The organism is Kiritimatiellales bacterium, assembly GCA_041656295.1.
In the GTDB taxonomy this organism is placed as follows: domain Bacteria; phylum Verrucomicrobiota; class Kiritimatiellia; order Kiritimatiellales; family Tichowtungiaceae; genus Tichowtungia.
Genome location: JBBADV010000027.1, coordinates 1 through 17,511 on the forward strand (window position 1 = coordinate 1; position 17,511 = coordinate 17,511).

Genomic DNA, 17,511 nt, shown 5'->3' on the forward strand with positions numbered 1-17,511 from the left:
GCGCGGCTGAAGCGATAGCACGGCGAATCAATGTCGCCGAGATGTCCGGTGTGTGCACCGGCAATTAAACGCTGCAGCGGTATGGTTTCTTTTTGTCCGTTGATGTTTGCGACAATATTTTCATTCACCGGCATTTCAACTTCGATACACATGCCTTGCGTGGCCGGCGTCATGTTATTCGGATTGGCTTCGCTTTTGGTGACGAAATGCACGGACCGCTCGCCGGTTTTTTCCCAGTGCGATGTGTAATACTCACTTTCGCCGCCGGTTTGTTCGACGGGCGATACAACTTCGCGCCCGCGAAAGCGCGGTTCGACATTCAGAATTTTTCCGGCGCTGATGCCGAAGTCAACTTCCCACGGTGTAATTTTTTTGCGCTCGCCCCAGCCGAGCTCGAGATAAAGTTTAGTGCGGATGATTTTGCCGGCCGGCGCCGGTTTCACATCGCATTCGGAGAAGCGCCGGAAGATCTGATTGTTTTTTACAATATCTACATAGTCGATGGCGCCGCCGGCGCTGACGTCGAATTCAATTTCGCGTGCGCCGGAATTTTGCAGAACAGAACCCATTGGATTGCCGTTGATACTGAATTTGAGAGCGATGCGGTCGCCGGTGATGGCGTAAGTGCGGCGTGCGCGAATGGCGTTCCAGAGGGCGTCGCGCGTTTTGCTTTCCGCCCAGACGCCGGTGGCGCCGTGGCCGTAGCTGCCGGGATGCCCGCTGTGATGATCGGTACAGCCGAGGAAACCGAAAATTTTTCCGGCGGCGAGTCCGTACTGCACAGTGCTTTCCCAGTCGGAGCCGCCCATAGAGTGCAGAAACGGGCGCGTGTTTTCGCTGGTTTCGGAACAGCCGTGCATGGAGATGAGTTCAACGTTCTGTTCAATTTCCGGCGCGAATGTTTCCCAGTTGATGCCGCGTGTGCCGCGCCGGTAGGCGATGTGGTGCGGAAAACTCATGACGTCATTTCCGGCGGCGTTGAGCGCGTTCAGGCGGTTATACAAATCCGGCAGACTTTCGGCATAGAGAATTTCGCCGGCGAGTTCTTTATAAAAAATGGTACGATCGCCATCGGAATTCATGTGAATTTCGAAGCCCGGAAAAATAATCATTTTTCCGGCGCGGTCGCGGGCTTTCAGTGTTTCAAGTATTTTCAGCCAGCCGGCTTTGAGGCGCGCAAAACCTTCTTTATGAAAATCGATAATGTATTGAATGCGCTCGTCCGGCGCCGGCATATCGGGCCAGTGCGCGTGTCCGGTAACGGAGCAGAAGTCGAGCTGTTCCTCCGCATTTTTGAGCGCATCTTCGAGCGGGCCGTGTCCATAGGAAATTCTGCAGTGCGTGTGCAGGTCGCCGAAATACGGATTCAGATTTTCATACGCTTTCATTTTTAATGCTCCGTTTTTAGAATGAGAATTTCACCGCAGATAATACGGATTTAAATTGCCGCAAAAACGCGCAAAAGACACAAAATATTCAACGTTAATTTGTGTTCATTCGCATAAATCCGCGGTTTAAAATTCGTTTCTATCTGTGTTATCCGCAGTTTCTTTATTCTGATTTTTGCGGCGACACGATTCATTCGGTTTGCTGGAATAAACCCAGCGGTAATAATCGGCGAGTTTCAGTTTTCCGGCAGCGGCATCGTCGATGAACACTTTGGCAACGGGATGATGCTGCAGAATAGACGCCGGCATAATTGCGGCAACCGGACCCTCGATGGTCGCGGCAATCGCGTCGGCTTTGCCGGCGCCGAATGCGAGCATCAGCGCCATGCGCGCTTCCATGATCGTGCCGATTCCCATGGTAATGCAGTGTTTCGGCACCTGTGATTCATCGCCGGAAAAAAAGCGCGCGTTATCAGCCACGGTCTGCTGCGTCAGCGTTTTCATGCGTGTGCGCGAAGCAAACGAGGAAACCGGTTCGTTGAATCCGATGTGTCCGTCTGATCCAATGCCCAGCACCTGAAGATCAATGCCGCCGGCGGCGATGATCGTTTTTTCATATTTGGCGCAGAACGCCGGAATATCTTTTGTCATGCCGTCGGGGATATGAATATTTTCCGGCGCGATATTAATGTGATCGAAAAAATTTTCGTGCATGAAGCGGTAATATGACTGTTCATGGTCCGCCGGCAGCCCGATGTATTCATCAAGATTAAATGTTCTGACGCCGGAAAAATCGAGTCCGTCCTTGTTGTGCATGCGGATCAGCTCTTTATACAGCAGCAGCGGCGTGCTTCCCGTGGCGAGCCCGAGCACTGCGTCCGGTTTTTTCTTAATCAACTGCGCTACAATTTTCGCCGCCGTACGGCTGCCGGTTTCTGCATCTTTCTGAATAATTACTTCCATGCGAATAACTCCTTTAATGATGTTTGCATTGAAACAAATTTCCCGGCGTCCGGCACAGAACAAAATTTACCGTTCTGCCACCGGCGCAGACGGTACAGCGTCGCGAATGAAAATTCCGGCGGCGTGCCGCCCTGTCCGCCGACGAGTTCGCCGCCGCGCCGCACATTATCCTGCATCCACGCCGGCAGCAGCAAATGGTACGGATTGCGCGCGACTTCTTCGGTGTGTAAGGAGAGCGCAGCTACCAGATCGGCAACGCAAACCGCATCGCCTTCAATCATCAGATCCGGATTGTCCATGGCGCCCCAGAATTCCGTTTCGATGGTGAAACAGGAAAATTCCGGCGGCAGTGCCGCCAGCGCTTCAGCGAGCAGAAAATGCGTTTTAATATGACGCGAATTCCAGTCGCGCTCGTGCGGGAAAAAAATAATCTCCGGCGCTTCGCGTTGCAGAATTTCCATGATTCCAGCGACATCCAGATTCATAAAATTGCTGCGCGGATAAATCTCCCAGCCGAGAAATCCGCACGCTGCTTTCAGCTCGGCAGCGCGGCCCGGCCGGCGCTTTTCATCGCTGCCGAACGTTACCGGCACATTAATAATTTTTACCCCCGCTTCGCGCATCAGCCGCAGCGGCAGCAGTCCGGTAATACATTCATCGTCCGGGTGCGGCGAGAAAAGCAGTGCTTTACGCTCTGCCGGTTGTACTGGCGTTTCAATTCCGGCCGGCGAAATGCTTTTTGCATTCTGCACACCGGCCTCAATATTCTTCACAAACTCAAGATACGGATTTGTCATTTTACTCCTCCATTCATTTTTTGAACCGCGGATAACACGGATGAAAACGGATATAAAAATTCAAACCACTAATTAACACTAATCAGCACTAATAATTAGTCATTCGAAGAAGGGCTTTGCGAACGCAAAGCAGCGAAGCGGCAAAATAACTGAAGATTAGTGGTTAAAATTCGTGTCCATTCGTGGTTAAAAATCCGTTTATATCCGTGTTATCCGCGGTTTTATTTTTCAAATCTCAGGTAAGCTCGCTGCAGCGACGGCCTGCCCGTGGCGTTTATCTTTTTCATCCGGCGTCACAATTTTAAGCTGTTCTGCCAGCGCCGGAAATTCGGACGTCAAAACGTTTTCAGCGTTCTGAATAATTATATCGCCGCCGGCGCCGGAGGTTACGCGGCCGAGCAGCAGCACTCGCCGGATTTCATAAAAGCCGGCATAGTGCGCAATGCTGTACCCGAGGCAGGTTCCGATGGTGGAATAAATTTTTGCGGCGCGCTCATCGCCGGCGCTCATCAGTTTCTGCACTTCAATCAGCTGTTCGGCGAACGGAAGTCCCGGCGCAAAATCAATTCCGGCGAGCGGCGCGAGCCGCGCAACACCCTGCTGCGAAAAATACTGCACGCCGCAGCCGATGTCGCCGGACCATTCATCCGCCGGCGCGTGCGCACGGTAATCCACCGGCGCAAACGCCAGCTCGTTCAGCCACGGCGTAATATTGCCGTCCGGCGTCACATACCCGGCGGCCATACTGGTGCCGAGCGAAATTCCGAGCACCGCGTTTTCATTCATCGACATTGATCCTGCGAGCGCTGTCACCTCGCCGTCGTTCACCACCTCAAACGGCACATTGTTCCAGCGCGCTTTCAGATCGAAAAAGATACGCCGGATTTTCCGCTCAAAATTTTCCGGCGACACACCGCGGAAGAGCGACGCCACTCGCACTTCGTTATTCACATACACGCCGGCGGCGCTCCCGCCGATGGCGTCCACGCGCGGCAGATGCGCCGCCGCGTGCTGCAGCGTTTCATGAATCCCGGTAATGTGATATTCAGGATCGTTTTCAAAATAGGGATTCCATTCGATCTCTTCCGAAAACACCACCTTGCCGTCCATTACGGCGGCGCACTTACGATCCGATCCGCCGAGATCAAAACCGATGCGGCAGCCGTCGAAATGACGTCCCAGCGCAACTGCCGTTTCGTTCTCCGGCGGAATTTCTTCCGGCGCACAAGCGAGAATCGACAACGGCTGTCCGTACACTTTTCCGCCGAAAAATTCATAATCAAATCTGCGCGCACCGGACGGTGAGTAGATCGCCGCGAGTTTTTTCGTGAACGCATCTGCGCCGGAAATCAGCACGGTACTCCCGCCGCGCTGCCACAGCAGAAATTTCAGCAGCCGTTCAAGATGGAACAGCGAGCACGCTTCGTTCGCCGGCGTCAGCGGCAGAAGTTTTGTTTCATACACTGAGCAGGTTTGGTCGGGACGCACGAATGCAATTCGCACCGGCACATCCGCAGTTTTACGATATTCACGATTCCACAGTGCCGCCGGAACAAAATCTGTATCCAGCACCGGTTTTATTTTGGGTTCACAATTCATGCCATAAGAATAAAATATGCGGCTCTAGAAGAAATATTAAATAGTTATCTTATTCGACTGACTTTTAACAATTCCGGCGGTAATTTTTTCGGCGTGAATGCCAAACTGCTCAAACTCAGTGATCCGTCCGACTACTTTCCGGGTACCGGGAACTCCCCGCTGCCTGCGCCGCAGAATATTCTGCTGTTTGCGCGCCATACCAAACAAAAGCTGCAGGAAGAAGCGCTGCTGAGCCGGTCGCATCACCGCTTCGTGCTGATTTTTAATCTGGAAACAGCCGGTTATGTTCACATCGATCACTTAACATTCCGTTTTTATCCCGGACAGATGCTGCTGATTCATCCGTTTCAGTTTCATCATTACAGTCACTTGGAAAAACAAAAATTGAAGTGGGGTTTCTGCACATTCGAGCTTGATCCGCAATCGTTTCTCGCGCCGCTGCGCAACCGGATTTTTAAGAACAGCGCTGCTGCCGGAAAACTGCTGGCGGAAATTCTAGAAACGTGGCTGGCAAAAAAAACCGGCGGCCAGGCGGAAAAACTGCAGGCGCTGGTGCTGCTGCTGTTAATTGCACTGAAGCAGTCAGCGGCCGGTGCACCGGCAGCGGTTCCGGTGCGCGCCGGCGGAAATATTCTGCACCGCGTGAACCGTTTTCTGCACGAACACCCCGCCGCCGGCATCTCTGATTTTGCCGAAAATTCCGGCGTATCTGAATCATGGCTGCGTGAAAAATTCCGTAAGACCGCCGGTATTTCACTCGGCAGTCATATTCGCAACTGCCGGATCAACCGCGCAATGATGCTGTTGCGCACAACCGATCTGCCCGTCGCCGAAATCGCCGGCGAAACCGGATTCAGCTCACTGCAGTCGTTCAGCCGCGCTTTTAAAACCGGCGCCGGCAAGTCACCGCGCGCTTACCGGAACAGTGCGGGATAGGAGATAGAGTTCGGGGTTCAGAGTTCAAAGTTCAGGATTCAAGATTCGGGAACGTGTAAAAAATCTTTGAAAAAATTTCCCCGCGAATTTTCACGAATAAACACGAATGTATTTCATTTTATGTTCGTGAAGACTGCCGCTCCGCTGCTTTGCATTTGCAAAGCCTTTCTTCGAGAGGCTTGAACTTGTGAAAGGCAGCCGCGCAAGGAGCCGCAACCGTGTCCCGCACCACAACTCTTTTACCAATCAATCTGTCTTTATCTGCAATATCTGCGGTTCTGCTAAAAATTAAATTGCTCTGATTCCGGCGGTAAATTAATTTTTTTGCCAGCCGGGCTGGCTACGCGCTTCATCAATGAATGTTAAAATGTTTTCGAACGATGTATCGCTTTCAACTGCGTGTGACGGCGAGAAGATGTAACTGCCGGCGGCACCGAGTTCGAGCAGCCGGCGCGATTCGCGGCGGACATCGTCCGGCGTGCCGAACGGCAGCGTTTTCTGAATACTGAGTCCGCCGTGAAATGTGAGCCGCCCGCGATATTCCGGCAGGATCGACCAGATGTCCATCACTTCTGGCTGAAACGGGTTGAAGCTGTTAAGTCCGGCGGCAATCAGATCATCGAACAATTCATCGACGTCACCGCAGGAGTGAATCATCACAAATTTTCCAGCGGTGCGCGCCGTACTGTACATGCGTTTGATTTGCGGATAAATATATTCGTGCCAGAGCGCAGGCCCCATAATTAATCCGTGCTGCTGTCCCCAGTCGTCGCCAAAATAAACAGCATCGATATCATATGTGAGTGCTTTCTGTACCTGCGCGATATTATAATCGGCAATTGCCGTGAGCAGTTCATGGACAAATTCCGGATGATCGATCATGTCGATCATCAAATTCTCCATACCGCGCAGTGTCCATGCACGTTCGAAAAGAGAGAAGCCGAGCTCAAACACGCGAAAGCAGTCGGCGCGCGCGGCAATATTTTCTTTGATGCCGGCGAAGAAACGTGCATCGCATGGATCAGGAAATTTTACACCGCTCATATCCGGTTCAGGAATAACGCAGCCCTGTACAACGCCGATGTCTTTATCAACGCTCCGGTCCCATACTACACCGAATACATCGCGAAAATGATCGTTACCGATGTCTTCAAAAAATCCTATATCGCTGCCCAGCCGGACAATATGATTGTCCACTGCCGTTTCCAGATCATCTGTTTTAAAATGCTTTTTTAACATCTGTTCCGGTTCATGTGTAAATTTGTACGACCACGGCACATACGGCGGTTTTTTTCCTTCCAGCACCATTCGAATCACTTCACGTTTTGTCATAAACTTCTCCGGTTCATCGGTTACATTCAACACTGTGCAATTTTTTTTGTAAATAGAGTCGACAGCAATAAATATGGACTAAACTGCAATATAACTTAATATTTATTCCATGATAAAAAAACCGTTCGCTGCTGTGCTTCAACCGGAACTTCAGGACATGCTGAATCATTTTTCATCACTGCTGAACGTGCGTACCGGATTTTTCTCACCGTCCGGAAAAGAAATCTGCGCCGGCCTGAGCCGTCCGGTTTGCGAGTACTGTTTGCAGCGGAGAACTGATCCGGCGTTTAACGAAAAATGCCGGCGGCTGGATGCAAAAATGATTTTACAGGCGCAACAAAAAAACCGCCCGCTTTCATATCGCTGTCATGGAAATTTAACCGAAGCCGTCGTTCCGGTTTCACTGCACGGGCGCTGTGCCGGTTTAATTATGATCGGCCAGTTTCGTACGCCGGAATGCTCCCCGCCGGAAAAACTGAAACCGCTGCATGCAAAAACACCGCTTTTTTCGGAACAGCAGGTTGCGGATATGCTGCATATACTCCAGCTCATGGCGGATCAGATTTCAATACACAGCTTAGTTCACCTGCGCGATTTTGATTTAATTCAACCGCTGATTGACCGTATTGAAAAAAATCCGGAACAGACCATCAGTGTGAAAAAAGCAGCGGCACAAACCGGGCGCAGCCCGTCCGGTTTTGCGCATCTGTTTAAAAAACTCACTGGCGTCAGCTTCCGGCAGTATCAAATTAATCGCCGGCTGCAGGAGGCCAGCCGTTTGCTCAGAACATTCCCGCACATGCCGGTCAAACAAATCGCCGAACAAACCGGCTTTAACGACCCTCTCTATTTCTCACGCCTTTACCGGAAAAATTTCGGGCACGCGCCAACACATAAAAAATTTATTCCGCCATCAGCCGGCTGATCATCGGATCAACCTGTTCGGCCCAGACGCGGTAGCTGTCTTCATTCAGATGCAGCAGGTCCGGCATCACACTGCGGCGCAGAACGCCATCGGCGTCGAGAAATGCCTGGTTGATATTGAGGTAAAATATTTTTTTATTATCGGCGATCTTTGCAACGGTTTCACTGGCTTGATCATTTTTCGCCCACTTCTCATTATACGTTGCGTCGCCGGTTTTATCTGCGCGTTGCGCTGCATCGCCGCGCGGGAAGATTGCCAGTACCAAAATTTTAGTTTCCGGCAGTTTGTGACGAATACGCGCAACAATCGCTTTAATTCCATCAGCAATTTCTTCGGCGCTGTCACGGCCGGAATTATTGGTGCCGATCATAATCATTGCGACTTCCGGATTGATTCCATCCAGCCCGCCGTGATCAATACGCCACAGCACATGCTCTGTGCGGTCACCGGAAAAACCGAGGTTCACCGCATTGCGCGGCGTAAAATATTCATCCCATGCTTCTTTGCCTTTACCTTCCCAGCCGTGAGTAATTGAATCGCCGATGAACACCAGATCCACATTACCGGATTGTATCGCCGCCAGTTTTTCTTCATGGCGCGGCATCCACCAGTCGCGATCCGTACGATCCACCGGCATCACCGCTGCGTGCGTTTTTCCGGCAAGTTCCTGTTCCCACTGCGGCGTTGAATTAAAACATCCGGCGACGAATCCGGCGCACAACAGAACAGATAAACCCTTTATAAACTTCTTCATTACAAACCTCCGGCTCAGCGTTAAACAATCAAAAGACCGGTAAATAAGTACTGTTCCTTTTGCCTGCAGGCAAGTTAAGTTTTCCGCTTATTCTCAGAAATAAATATTCTGAAGTTTTTATTTCCGGGACATTGTCGATTTCCCATAAAAATTTCGGGACACCGATCAGGATTTTCAACTGTTATAATCGAGGCTTTCCCGGTTTTTACAATTGTGATGTTGTGAGAAACTCCGTATTTGAAGAGTCCTGTCCGGAAATAACCTGGTGAAGATAAGCTTAAAAATGAATCGCCGAATTTCGGTTAATTCCAAGCCGTTCAGCAGTGGTTCATGAGTTGAGCAGACGCAGTCACAGCAGATTATCCAGCGTACCGGTTATCGCAAGAACCGGTTTTTTACTTGGTAAAGAGGCTGTAAATCCAGCGGGGCGTTCCGGTCAGATTCAAGCGTATCTGTTCCAAAACAAAGCGAGGACAGGGTACTGCCGTTCTGGGTGGAGAGAGAGAAACCGCCGCCGCTGCGACGAAAACGCCCTCTCTTGAACTTGAAACCCGTAATACCCTGAACATGCTTTAATTCGCCGGTTGTCATCTGTTTTCCTTTCTTTTGTAATGCACTGAAAAAACGACAGCTGGCTCTTTTTTTAATCCTGAAGACACTTCTTCGTGATGAACCGAATTTAATCCGGATATTTTTTTACAATCTACCCCAATCTACCGTTCTGATAGAAAAATGATTTTTCTGGTTAACTAATGTGCCGGTAAACGGTAGCTTCTCAATTTCCGCGCTTGTAGTTCAATGGATAGAACACTGGCCTCCGAAGCCGGCGATCTGGGTTCGACTCCCGGCAAGCGCACCAGTTTGTAAGGATTAAGACTTCTGTTTTAACCCTTTATTTATTGATAAAAAATGTTGTGCCGCGATGTGAAGGGAAAGAGAGTCTTTTTGCATGCACCGGTTCTACGGCAGCTACCTGTTCTTGTAGTCATATCTTATAACGATATACTCTAGGGCGTGTTAGCACTGTTGCATTTCATGCCGGGATGCCGTAAAAATTCCGCATGAAACTTACACAGGAACAATACGACCGGATTGCCGATGTGTTTCCGACGCAGCGCGGCAATGTCTCTTTGGAGAATCTAACCGTAAAGATACATCTGGTTGCCGCAACTGCTCGTCAGGCAGTAATTTTCTGCCTGTCTGCCGGCAACGAGGGTGACGCGCGCCGCGGGGCAGAGAATTGCTGATGCGCATGGGCAGAATCCCGGAACCGTGCCATCTGCTTATGGATCGTGCGTATGAAGGGGATGAAACCCGTGAACCGGCTCAGGCGCTCGGGTTTATACCTGTTATTCCACCTAACCCGAACCGGAAAAACCCATGGGATTACGATACAATAATCTATAAAAGACGGAATGAGGTTGAGCGACTCATCCGGCGGGTGAAATCCTGTCGCCGGGTATTCACCCGTTATGACAAACTGGACATTATGGTTTTGGGGTTCATTGTCTTCGCGTTCATTATGGAATTCTTACGCTTGTGTTAACACGCCCTAAACATCTAATGTACTTAATCATCTATACCAGCCTCAAACTCATTAACATCCCGTCCGTTCACGTCTCTTCGCCGCCAATACCATCACCAATCCCACCAGCAGAATGAATCCGCACACACTGAAAATGCAAAGCCGGCCGGACAGATCATTCGGCACCAGAAGCAGAAGCATCAGCAGCGCGCCGGTTGCAGCAGAAAGCCGTCCGATGATACGAAGCTGAAAACTGTCATTCGCAGAACCAACCTCTTTTTCAAAATTGATCGGCGTGTGCATCCGCCGGTAAAATTCTTCGCAGCGCTCTTTATATTCCTGCGGGCTACGTTTATAAAAAAGCGCGGCAATCAGATACGCACTCACCGAGAAAAGAACAACCATGAATCCGCGCAGCTGATAGCTCATTCCAAGATTAAATATTTTATCAATCAGTGTCGGCAGAAATCCCGCCAGCATAGAGACAAACACCGCCCACGACGCTGTGCGCTTAACGAACAGACAAAGAATCATCGGTATCTGCAATGGAAGCATGAAGAAAGCGACGATATTGAGGAACATATCGAAAATCGAAACGCCTTCCATCCGTGAATAAAAAATGGCAACGGCGGTAACGACCATTCCAAGAAGAAACGTAGCAATCTTTCCGGCGAGAATCTGTTTGGCATCGCTCCATTCCGGCAGCCTGAACCAGCGCCGGAAAATCGGCAGCATATCGCGCACCAGCATTGCCGCATTCCGGTTTAAACCGACATCCATTGAGCTGACCGACGCACAGAACATCGCCACAATCAGCAATCCGATCAAACCGGCGGGAAGGAGATTCTGTCCGGCAATCACATAAGAAAACTCCGGCGCTTTCAGCGGATTCGGATGCGACGCCATCACCTGCGCGCTGTACAGCAGCCGCGATGTCATCGGCGGAATGAACCAAAGAAACGCGCCGGCAGCCATTAACACGGCGGCAAACAACGACGCTTTGTTCGCTTCGCGGCCGTCTTTCGCCGAAAAATAACGAACCGACTGAAAAATTCCGGTCTGCGAAATGAATTGCGTCAGCCCGGTAAATATGAACCAGGTTAAGCCGTATTTCGCCGCCCAGAATCCACCGGTTCCTTCTTTCGGACTGAACAGCTTGTAGGATGCAGCAAGCTGGCGATCCGAGTGAATCATGGAGAAAAACTCACGGATTCCCCCAAGTTTATTCAGACAAAGAATCGCAACCAGAGTGGTCATTGAAATCATGATCAACCCCTGAACAAACGAATTTGCCATGATTCCCCAATTGCCGCCGACGGTACAATAAATTGAAACGATAATGCCGACAGAGATAATCACCCACATCGCCGGAGTTTCAGGAAAAAGTTTTTGCGTGAACACCGCCAGTCCGTAAAGCACCAGGCCGGACCAGATCATATTGTTGATCACAAAAATATACGCCACCAGCTGTTCCGTCTTTTGCCCGAAACGCATACGGACAACTTCAGAAATGGTTACAACGCGCAGCTGCCGATACATCGCCGCAAATCCCAGCGAGCAGATCAGCAGCGACAGAACGTTCGCACCGTAAATTGCCATTGGATTCCAGCCCGCTTCATAAATTCCGACAGCGTTTCCAACGAATGTGTGCGCGCTGATGCCCGCCATGAACATGTTAATGCCGACAAGCCACCAGGTACCCTTGCTGCCGGATTTAAAATATTCGTCGCTGTTTTTATTCTGCCGGCTGAACAGCACCCCGACCAGAACCAGAAAACAGAGATACGCGGCAATTGTAATAATTTCAACCCATGGTACGTTCATAAAAACAACTCCTGTTAAACAAAACTCACTATTGATTAAGAAAAACGTTAAATTAAAAAATTAAACGACGTTGCCAAGTATCGATACCAGCTTTATTTCTTATTTCATATTTTTCATCATAAGTGCTGAATTTAACATTTCCTGATACAGTATTAATTGCACATCAAGTAGTTCATCGAAGGTAAACAACGTAAAATTTTTATCTGCAAGACCATGGGGGCTTTCAAATGTAAATACATCCGAACCGCTGACATGATAAATTGCTGAAATTAAATTATATGACGGAGGAATATCACCCTGTTCTTCGCTCAATTTAAAATTACGAAACTTCAATCCGCATGCTTCCAGTTTTTTATTGTAATTTATTGAAAGTGCTTTAATTCGATGTTTAACCTCAACAGGGACATATGCCGGACATAAAAGCTCGGGAGCTTCTTCATGACTATGCAGAGATACAGTCAAATCGGGAATTTCGTTTCGTGCCAAATCAAGGATCGTTTTCACTTCTGTACTCATGGGATCAAAAAATTCATCATGCATCAGATTAACCCCATTATCATTAAAATATCCTCCTAAAAATCCATAGTTTTTCATTGGGTGTTGACGTTTAACACGAGGCCAGCCACATAATGTACCATCTGCCCACGTTCCTTGCCCCCAAAATCGAAGGTCTTCAAATTTCATGCCTTGTAATGATTTCGGTATAAAGCGGTCAAGCCCATCAGGATTGCTGCATGGAATAATTACCAATCGGCACTGTGCGCCTGCATTCTGTAATTTTTCCCAAGGTCGTCCTCGTAAATCTTTGCCTGTTTCCATTACATGGATAAAGTTCATCAAACCAATAACTCCTTCAGTCTCATGCCCATGTACAGGACCCACAAATAATATTACTGGTTTTTTTCGTGCTTCTTTATCACAAAAAACAGATGGTTCATGAGCTCCTATCGCAGAGTTAAAATTTGCGCTTCTAGGCTGCACCTCCTGTTCGCCGTACGTAATAACATATATCTGCCGTCCTCCAGCTGATTTTGTCAAGTCACGTACAGTCCCAGCCTGAATACATAAAAGCTTGTTTTTCATTTCTTTTGAATCAGTAATCCAAAACGCCGGCAATGTCCGTACAGGTATATGAGCAACCGCTTCATCCAGTGTCATCGTTAATTGACATTTTAAATTGGGTTCTTCAGCTGTAGAAAAATTAAAAATTATTACCAATGTTATTATCCAGTTGAGTATTAAATTTTTCATGATGTTTTTTCCTATCTATTTTCTCCCTTCAAAAAATATTTTAACTGACAAGTCGCCGAAAAGTTTGTGCTTCTATCAGAAACTGTTCGGGATCGTCATGAGGAACGAATTCCATTAGTGCATAATGAATCCCCTCTGAAAGTGGAACAGAAAAATAGCGCTTCCACTCCGCCTCAGACTTTTCAAGAGGGCGACGAATAATGTTTTCCCCCCAATTTCCACAAGAGGGATTAAATTGCCAATTGAAGACATGTAAATTTATGATGCGATCTTTAAGCATGTTCAAACCCTGCAAACGATAATCGAAATCGGCCAACCAGTAAACCGGCTGCCAGTAAAGATATAGGTTAGGATGGCTGACTTCTTTAAGTAATTTCTGTGCAGAAGCATTGCTGTCGGTGAGCGAACTAACATGGAATTCGAGCGCAAGACGTACACCAGCTGATGAAGCTAAATCAAGGTCTTGACGCAATTTTTCAACAAGAGTTTGTCGGTATTTTTCTGAAATCAATTCAGAGGACTGATTGCCTGCCCAGATGCGAAGCGTATCTGTTCCGAGAGTCAGAGCACTGTCTAAAAACGGCTGAAATATCTGTTCCTGAGTTTCATCCAATATTCGATAATAGGAGCCATAGGATGAAATTTCGAGTCCGGCATCGGATGTAATCTTTCTGGCTTTTTCCGCCGCATCGATGTCACCAGGGGGAACATGAATGTCGCTCCCCCACTCAATGGCATCCAGGCCTGCTTTTTTTGCAAGATTTGTGATTTTTTCAATACTAAATTGTCGAAATGTAATGGAACAAATTCCAGTCTTTAGCATAGCGTTCCTTTCTAAATTCAATTCTATTGCCTTTCACTTACATGCCACCGATTGAGACCCTGACAAACGAATGTAGATATTAATTTCTTCGCCGGCAGAAGCTGGAATTTGCAACTCAATCCTCTTTAAATTTTTAATTTGCTTATCCAGCGCTAATGGTGGCGGATCAAGAGATATAATGGTAAACGGGATGGACGGATGTGATAGATTCTGTAACTCCAATTCTTTTTCATCAATTCTAAGTTTTGCCCCTTCTGACATGATTTCAGTATCGGCAATAGTTATGAATTGCCAAGTGACAAGTTCTGTTTTTTCTGCCGGAATAATTTGATCCTGAACAGTAAGTGATATCGAACTATCTTTGGTAAATGTTCGTAAGGCACGTTTTGTCAAATCACCGAAAGAAGCTGTCATATCAAAAATCACTATCGGCTTGTCACCGTCTCTGAAATCAATCAATTCGGTTTTACCGTCAACTCGGTATGACTGATTGTTAATGGTGATTGTGCTGTGACCAAAATTATTTTTTGTGAGCAGAGTCCAGCGCTGACTATTCTGTGTAGCGCTCCATAAATCAAATCCTGTCTTTTCAATATTATAATAACTCTGATTTCCACAATCGATTCCCCAGCGAACCCCATCCAGCTCAAAAATAAAAGAGCCTCCATCCATGTTTCCATGATTGAGCTCTGCCTTGCCACCGACAGCTGCAAAATAATAATGCCGAGGGTCGTTGTTACCACCAGTAAAGACTGCAACCGGCTTGAGGCCCCGCGCACACCATGCAGTAGGCAGTTCAGAAGCAGTCGTCTGTTCATACTGCGCAAGCCAGATCAGACAGAGTCCCATAAAGCGCCCCGGATAGCCTATTTTACCAAGGGGGCGAAGAAATCGGTTTTTCTGGTAATAAACCGCATCGCCGGTCCGGGCGGCAAACCACGCCAGAGTGATTTCATCATTGTTGCAAACATCTGCGCAGTCAGAATAATTGTAGTACCCATTTGACGATTCGGTCATTAGCCGGAAAAGAGCACTTTCCATAAATCCAGGAGAGTCTGAAAGTCCAAAATCTGTGCCGAATGCATTTTCCAGCATAGAGATGGTGATGACCGTATAGATGGTCCCGTATTCCCAATAAGACGGGCCTTCAGGATAAATACCGTCCGGTGCATAATCCGCAAGTGGATTTTGCAGGCTGTCAAGCGCTCGCCGAATTGTTTTTGCTGCTAATTGCGGTTCACGTTCTGCAATAGTAAGCGCCGCAGCAATCAATCCCCCATGACAGACTTGGCTCCAGTTATGTGATACATTCATCCACCATGTGTCTTTATTATCCAAAAAACTGGGGTTAATCGCTTTTTCGATCAGCGCATCCATCGCCAAATCAATTGTTTCCCAAGGGAGATCGCCTGCCGTCCAATCAAGTGCAAGCGATACCGCCAGTGCCATTTCACCGACGTCAAGGAAATGTTCTGGATTCCAGTCAGAAAAATTACATACAGAAACAACCTCATCATTCAAACGCGCCAGTATCTTTGGATCTTTCTCTATACAGTACACTATGCCCAAGACGTTAATACGGTAAAGTTCTCTTCGGGAAATACCCAGCATCCTGTGCCCAAGCTTGACTCGCTCTTGGAGAGGCTGAGTCTGCACAGTTTTTGCATGCATTTTTAAAAGAGTGTATACATTTTTAATAGCTGGATCAGTTATTATTTTTTCTTTTAACCTCTGCTTGACCTCCGGTGTCAGCACCAAACGAGGTCGCGTATGATTTAGATGTGTGTTAAGATATTCTTCCGTCATAGGATTAAATATCATTTGCTTCGCAAAGATTTGTCCTGCACCAAACAGGGCAACAATAATGCAAAATTTATTAAATCGTAATTGCTTCATGATCATTCCTTTCTTTAGGTCTCCGGCAAAGAAAGCTTTTTTCCAAAAATAAACAGTAATTGTGTTTTTTCAGGAATTATTCCGGACTGCATCTGAATATCCTGCCTAAAGTCTCTGGTAAAATTTATCTTCCCTTTACAGGATATTTTTCCGCCTAATGCTCCCGTTCGGTTGAAGTAAATGTCCCATTGACTGCCATCAGCAGTTAAGGTTACTCCATAGAAATCCTGTATTTGTAATAATTCTGTCATGGTCATCTCACCAATATTTTGATCAGTCACCTGCAGAACATGCAGAAAACAGTCATTAAGTTGTTGAGTAGAAGGCTGAACTTCAACTCGCCATCGTCCAGCAGTGTCATGTATTGCTTCTGCCATTTCTTCATCAGTAAATGGCAACGGCCAGTTACGGCCTGCTGACCAAAATTCTCTACCCGCGCCACCCACAGTTGATATGATGGAATTTACGGGCAGAAGAGTTCGGCAAAACAATCGACGATTCTCGTGATCAGCGTAAAAAATATCTTCTTTTAACTGCGGCTGGTTCACCGTATGCAACAACCATGTTTTTGGATATTCTGAACGAATACTGTTAACGCGGTCAAAAATCACAAAATAATTCGGTCGCAGAAAAACCATCTGCCGTGTCACCAGACTGACCTTTTCCGGCAGATCGCCCCCGCCTCCATGGAAATAGCAACCAGTAGCATCGCCTGCAACATACGTATAACTGGCATTGGTTTCAAAGGCTTCCAGCCGGGACCCTGTGAAATTATGCTGCCCGCCATCCATAACAGATGCTTTCCCCCAATATGTTGTCGTTGGTTCATTTGTTTGATGAACGAGAATCGTGTTGTGAGCAACGCTTTGTATATAATAGTTTAAAATATGATCTCTATTTTTCTCTACCTCTCCCGACCGGTCTCCGCTATCCAGTGCTAAAAAACTATCATCTGAATAAATAGTAAAACTGAGTGCGTCATAATGACGATGATGTTTCAACTCTCCTCCACAGGCAAACAGGCAATATACATTATGAGGGGGTTCAGGTATTGTTTCAAAAGTAAAGTTATTGATCGTCGCCTCTCCGACCTGCCTGTAATGGCCGAATTTGATGTACAGCTCTGATCCCGGTGCTGCTGCTGCAGTAACCGTGCTGCTCGTATAAAGAGAATTATTCAAAAAATAGTGCATAGACCACTCCGTGCCGATTGTATTAAGAATAATTGAAAGAGTGACATCTCCTCCGGTATAAAGTCTTTGTCTTTTAGTACTGCTGTCCGATACAGCCGTGACATCACCGTTGAGCTGAGCATAAAACCGTGAAAAACTATTCTTGTCCGGTGCATGTTCCAGTTCGTCGCCACTTGTACAAAAAGAAATGCCGCACCATGCAGTGTTTGCGGTATCGATTGCTCCCATTGTAAACTCGGCTGTTAATTGATAAATCATGCCAGATTCCAATGTAAAAGGAAGCGCGGCGGAACTGTTTGCTGTAG

The 17,511-nt window shown here is 47.7% G+C and carries 14 protein-coding genes, 1 tRNA gene and 1 pseudogene; 4 read left to right on the forward strand and 12 right to left on the reverse strand.

The window, feature by feature from the left end:
- The 4 genes from WC959_11945 to WC959_11960 form a co-directional block, all read right to left on the reverse strand.
- Nucleotides 1–1,388: DUF3604 domain-containing protein (locus tag WC959_11945; GenBank protein MFA5689833.1), on the reverse strand; the 1,388-nt coding region annotated here is incomplete at its 3' end.
- Nucleotides 1,389–1,514: 126 nt separating this feature from the next.
- Nucleotides 1,515–2,351 (reverse strand): glucosamine-6-phosphate deaminase, encoded by an 837-nt coding sequence (nagB, locus tag WC959_11950; protein MFA5689834.1) that lies wholly within the window; start codon nucleotides 2,349–2,351, stop codon nucleotides 1,515–1,517.
- Complete coding sequence (locus tag WC959_11955) at nucleotides 2,342–3,148, reverse strand: PIG-L family deacetylase (protein ID MFA5689835.1); 807 nt, start codon at nucleotides 3,146–3,148, stop codon at nucleotides 2,342–2,344. The genes nagB and WC959_11955 overlap by 10 nt, the downstream gene beginning before the upstream one ends.
- A gap of 228 nt (nucleotides 3,149–3,376) precedes the next feature.
- Entirely contained in the window at nucleotides 3,377–4,747 is a 1,371-nt protein-coding gene (locus WC959_11960) for a hypothetical protein (GenBank protein MFA5689836.1), read from the reverse strand.
- Nucleotides 4,748–4,840: 93 nt separating this feature from the next.
- Here WC959_11960 and WC959_11965 point away from each other — a divergent pair, with 93 nt between their 5' ends.
- Nucleotides 4,841–5,683: a helix-turn-helix transcriptional regulator gene (locus tag WC959_11965; GenBank protein MFA5689837.1), complete on the forward strand. Its 843-nt coding sequence runs from the start codon at nucleotides 4,841–4,843 to the stop codon at nucleotides 5,681–5,683.
- A gap of 315 nt (nucleotides 5,684–5,998) precedes the next feature.
- Here WC959_11965 and WC959_11970 read toward each other — a convergent pair whose 3' ends face one another.
- A complete protein-coding gene (locus WC959_11970; GenBank protein MFA5689838.1) occupies nucleotides 5,999–7,015 on the reverse strand; it encodes a uroporphyrinogen decarboxylase family protein in 1,017 nt (338 codons plus the stop codon).
- A 109-nt stretch (nucleotides 7,016–7,124) separates the two neighbouring features.
- Here WC959_11970 and WC959_11975 point away from each other — a divergent pair, with 109 nt between their 5' ends.
- Nucleotides 7,125–7,940, forward strand: a complete 816-nt coding sequence (locus WC959_11975; protein ID MFA5689839.1) for a PocR ligand-binding domain-containing protein — start codon at nucleotides 7,125–7,127, stop codon at nucleotides 7,938–7,940.
- Here the strand turns inward: WC959_11975 and WC959_11980 are convergent.
- Both WC959_11980 and WC959_11985 read right to left on the reverse strand, forming a co-directional pair.
- The gene (locus WC959_11980; GenBank protein MFA5689840.1) at nucleotides 7,918–8,694 is read right to left on the reverse strand and encodes a platelet-activating factor acetylhydrolase IB subunit; all 777 of its coding nucleotides are present in this window, start codon (nucleotides 8,692–8,694) and stop codon (nucleotides 7,918–7,920) included. The two genes, WC959_11975 and WC959_11980, sit on opposite strands and share 23 nt — an antisense overlap.
- Nucleotides 8,695–9,069: 375 nt before the next feature.
- On the reverse strand, nucleotides 9,070–9,285 hold the full coding sequence (locus tag WC959_11985; GenBank protein MFA5689841.1) for a hypothetical protein: 216 nt from the start codon (nucleotides 9,283–9,285) through the stop codon (nucleotides 9,070–9,072).
- Between the two features lie 193 nt (nucleotides 9,286–9,478).
- On the opposite strand from WC959_11985, the gene WC959_11990 reads away from it, so the two are divergent.
- Nucleotides 9,479–9,553 (forward strand) — tRNA-Arg (locus tag WC959_11990).
- A gap of 289 nt (nucleotides 9,554–9,842) precedes the next feature.
- Nucleotides 9,843–10,240, forward strand: a pseudogene (locus tag WC959_11995) (transposase).
- Nucleotides 10,241–10,291: 51 nt separating this feature from the next.
- On the opposite strand, the gene WC959_12000 reads toward WC959_11995, so the two are convergent.
- From WC959_12000 to WC959_12020, 5 genes are all read right to left on the reverse strand, one after another.
- Nucleotides 10,292–12,043 carry a hypothetical protein gene (locus WC959_12000; GenBank protein ID MFA5689842.1) on the reverse strand — a complete coding sequence of 584 codons (1,752 nt, stop codon included), beginning with the start codon at nucleotides 12,041–12,043 and terminating at the stop codon, nucleotides 10,292–10,294.
- A gap of 99 nt (nucleotides 12,044–12,142) precedes the next feature.
- Nucleotides 12,143–13,294: a M14 family zinc carboxypeptidase gene (locus WC959_12005; GenBank protein MFA5689843.1), complete on the reverse strand. Its 1,152-nt coding sequence runs from the start codon at nucleotides 13,292–13,294 to the stop codon at nucleotides 12,143–12,145.
- Nucleotides 13,295–13,334: 40 nt separating this feature from the next.
- On the reverse strand, nucleotides 13,335–14,117 hold the full coding sequence (locus WC959_12010) for a TIM barrel protein (GenBank protein MFA5689844.1): 783 nt from the start codon (nucleotides 14,115–14,117) through the stop codon (nucleotides 13,335–13,337).
- Nucleotides 14,118–14,150: 33 nt separating this feature from the next.
- Nucleotides 14,151–16,013 carry a heparinase II/III family protein gene (locus WC959_12015; protein ID MFA5689845.1) on the reverse strand — a complete coding sequence of 621 codons (1,863 nt, stop codon included), beginning with the start codon at nucleotides 16,011–16,013 and terminating at the stop codon, nucleotides 14,151–14,153.
- 14 nt (nucleotides 16,014–16,027) lie between these two features.
- A partial coding sequence (locus WC959_12020; protein ID MFA5689846.1) for a heparinase II/III family protein occupies nucleotides 16,028–17,511 on the reverse strand: 1,484 nt, incomplete at its 5' end.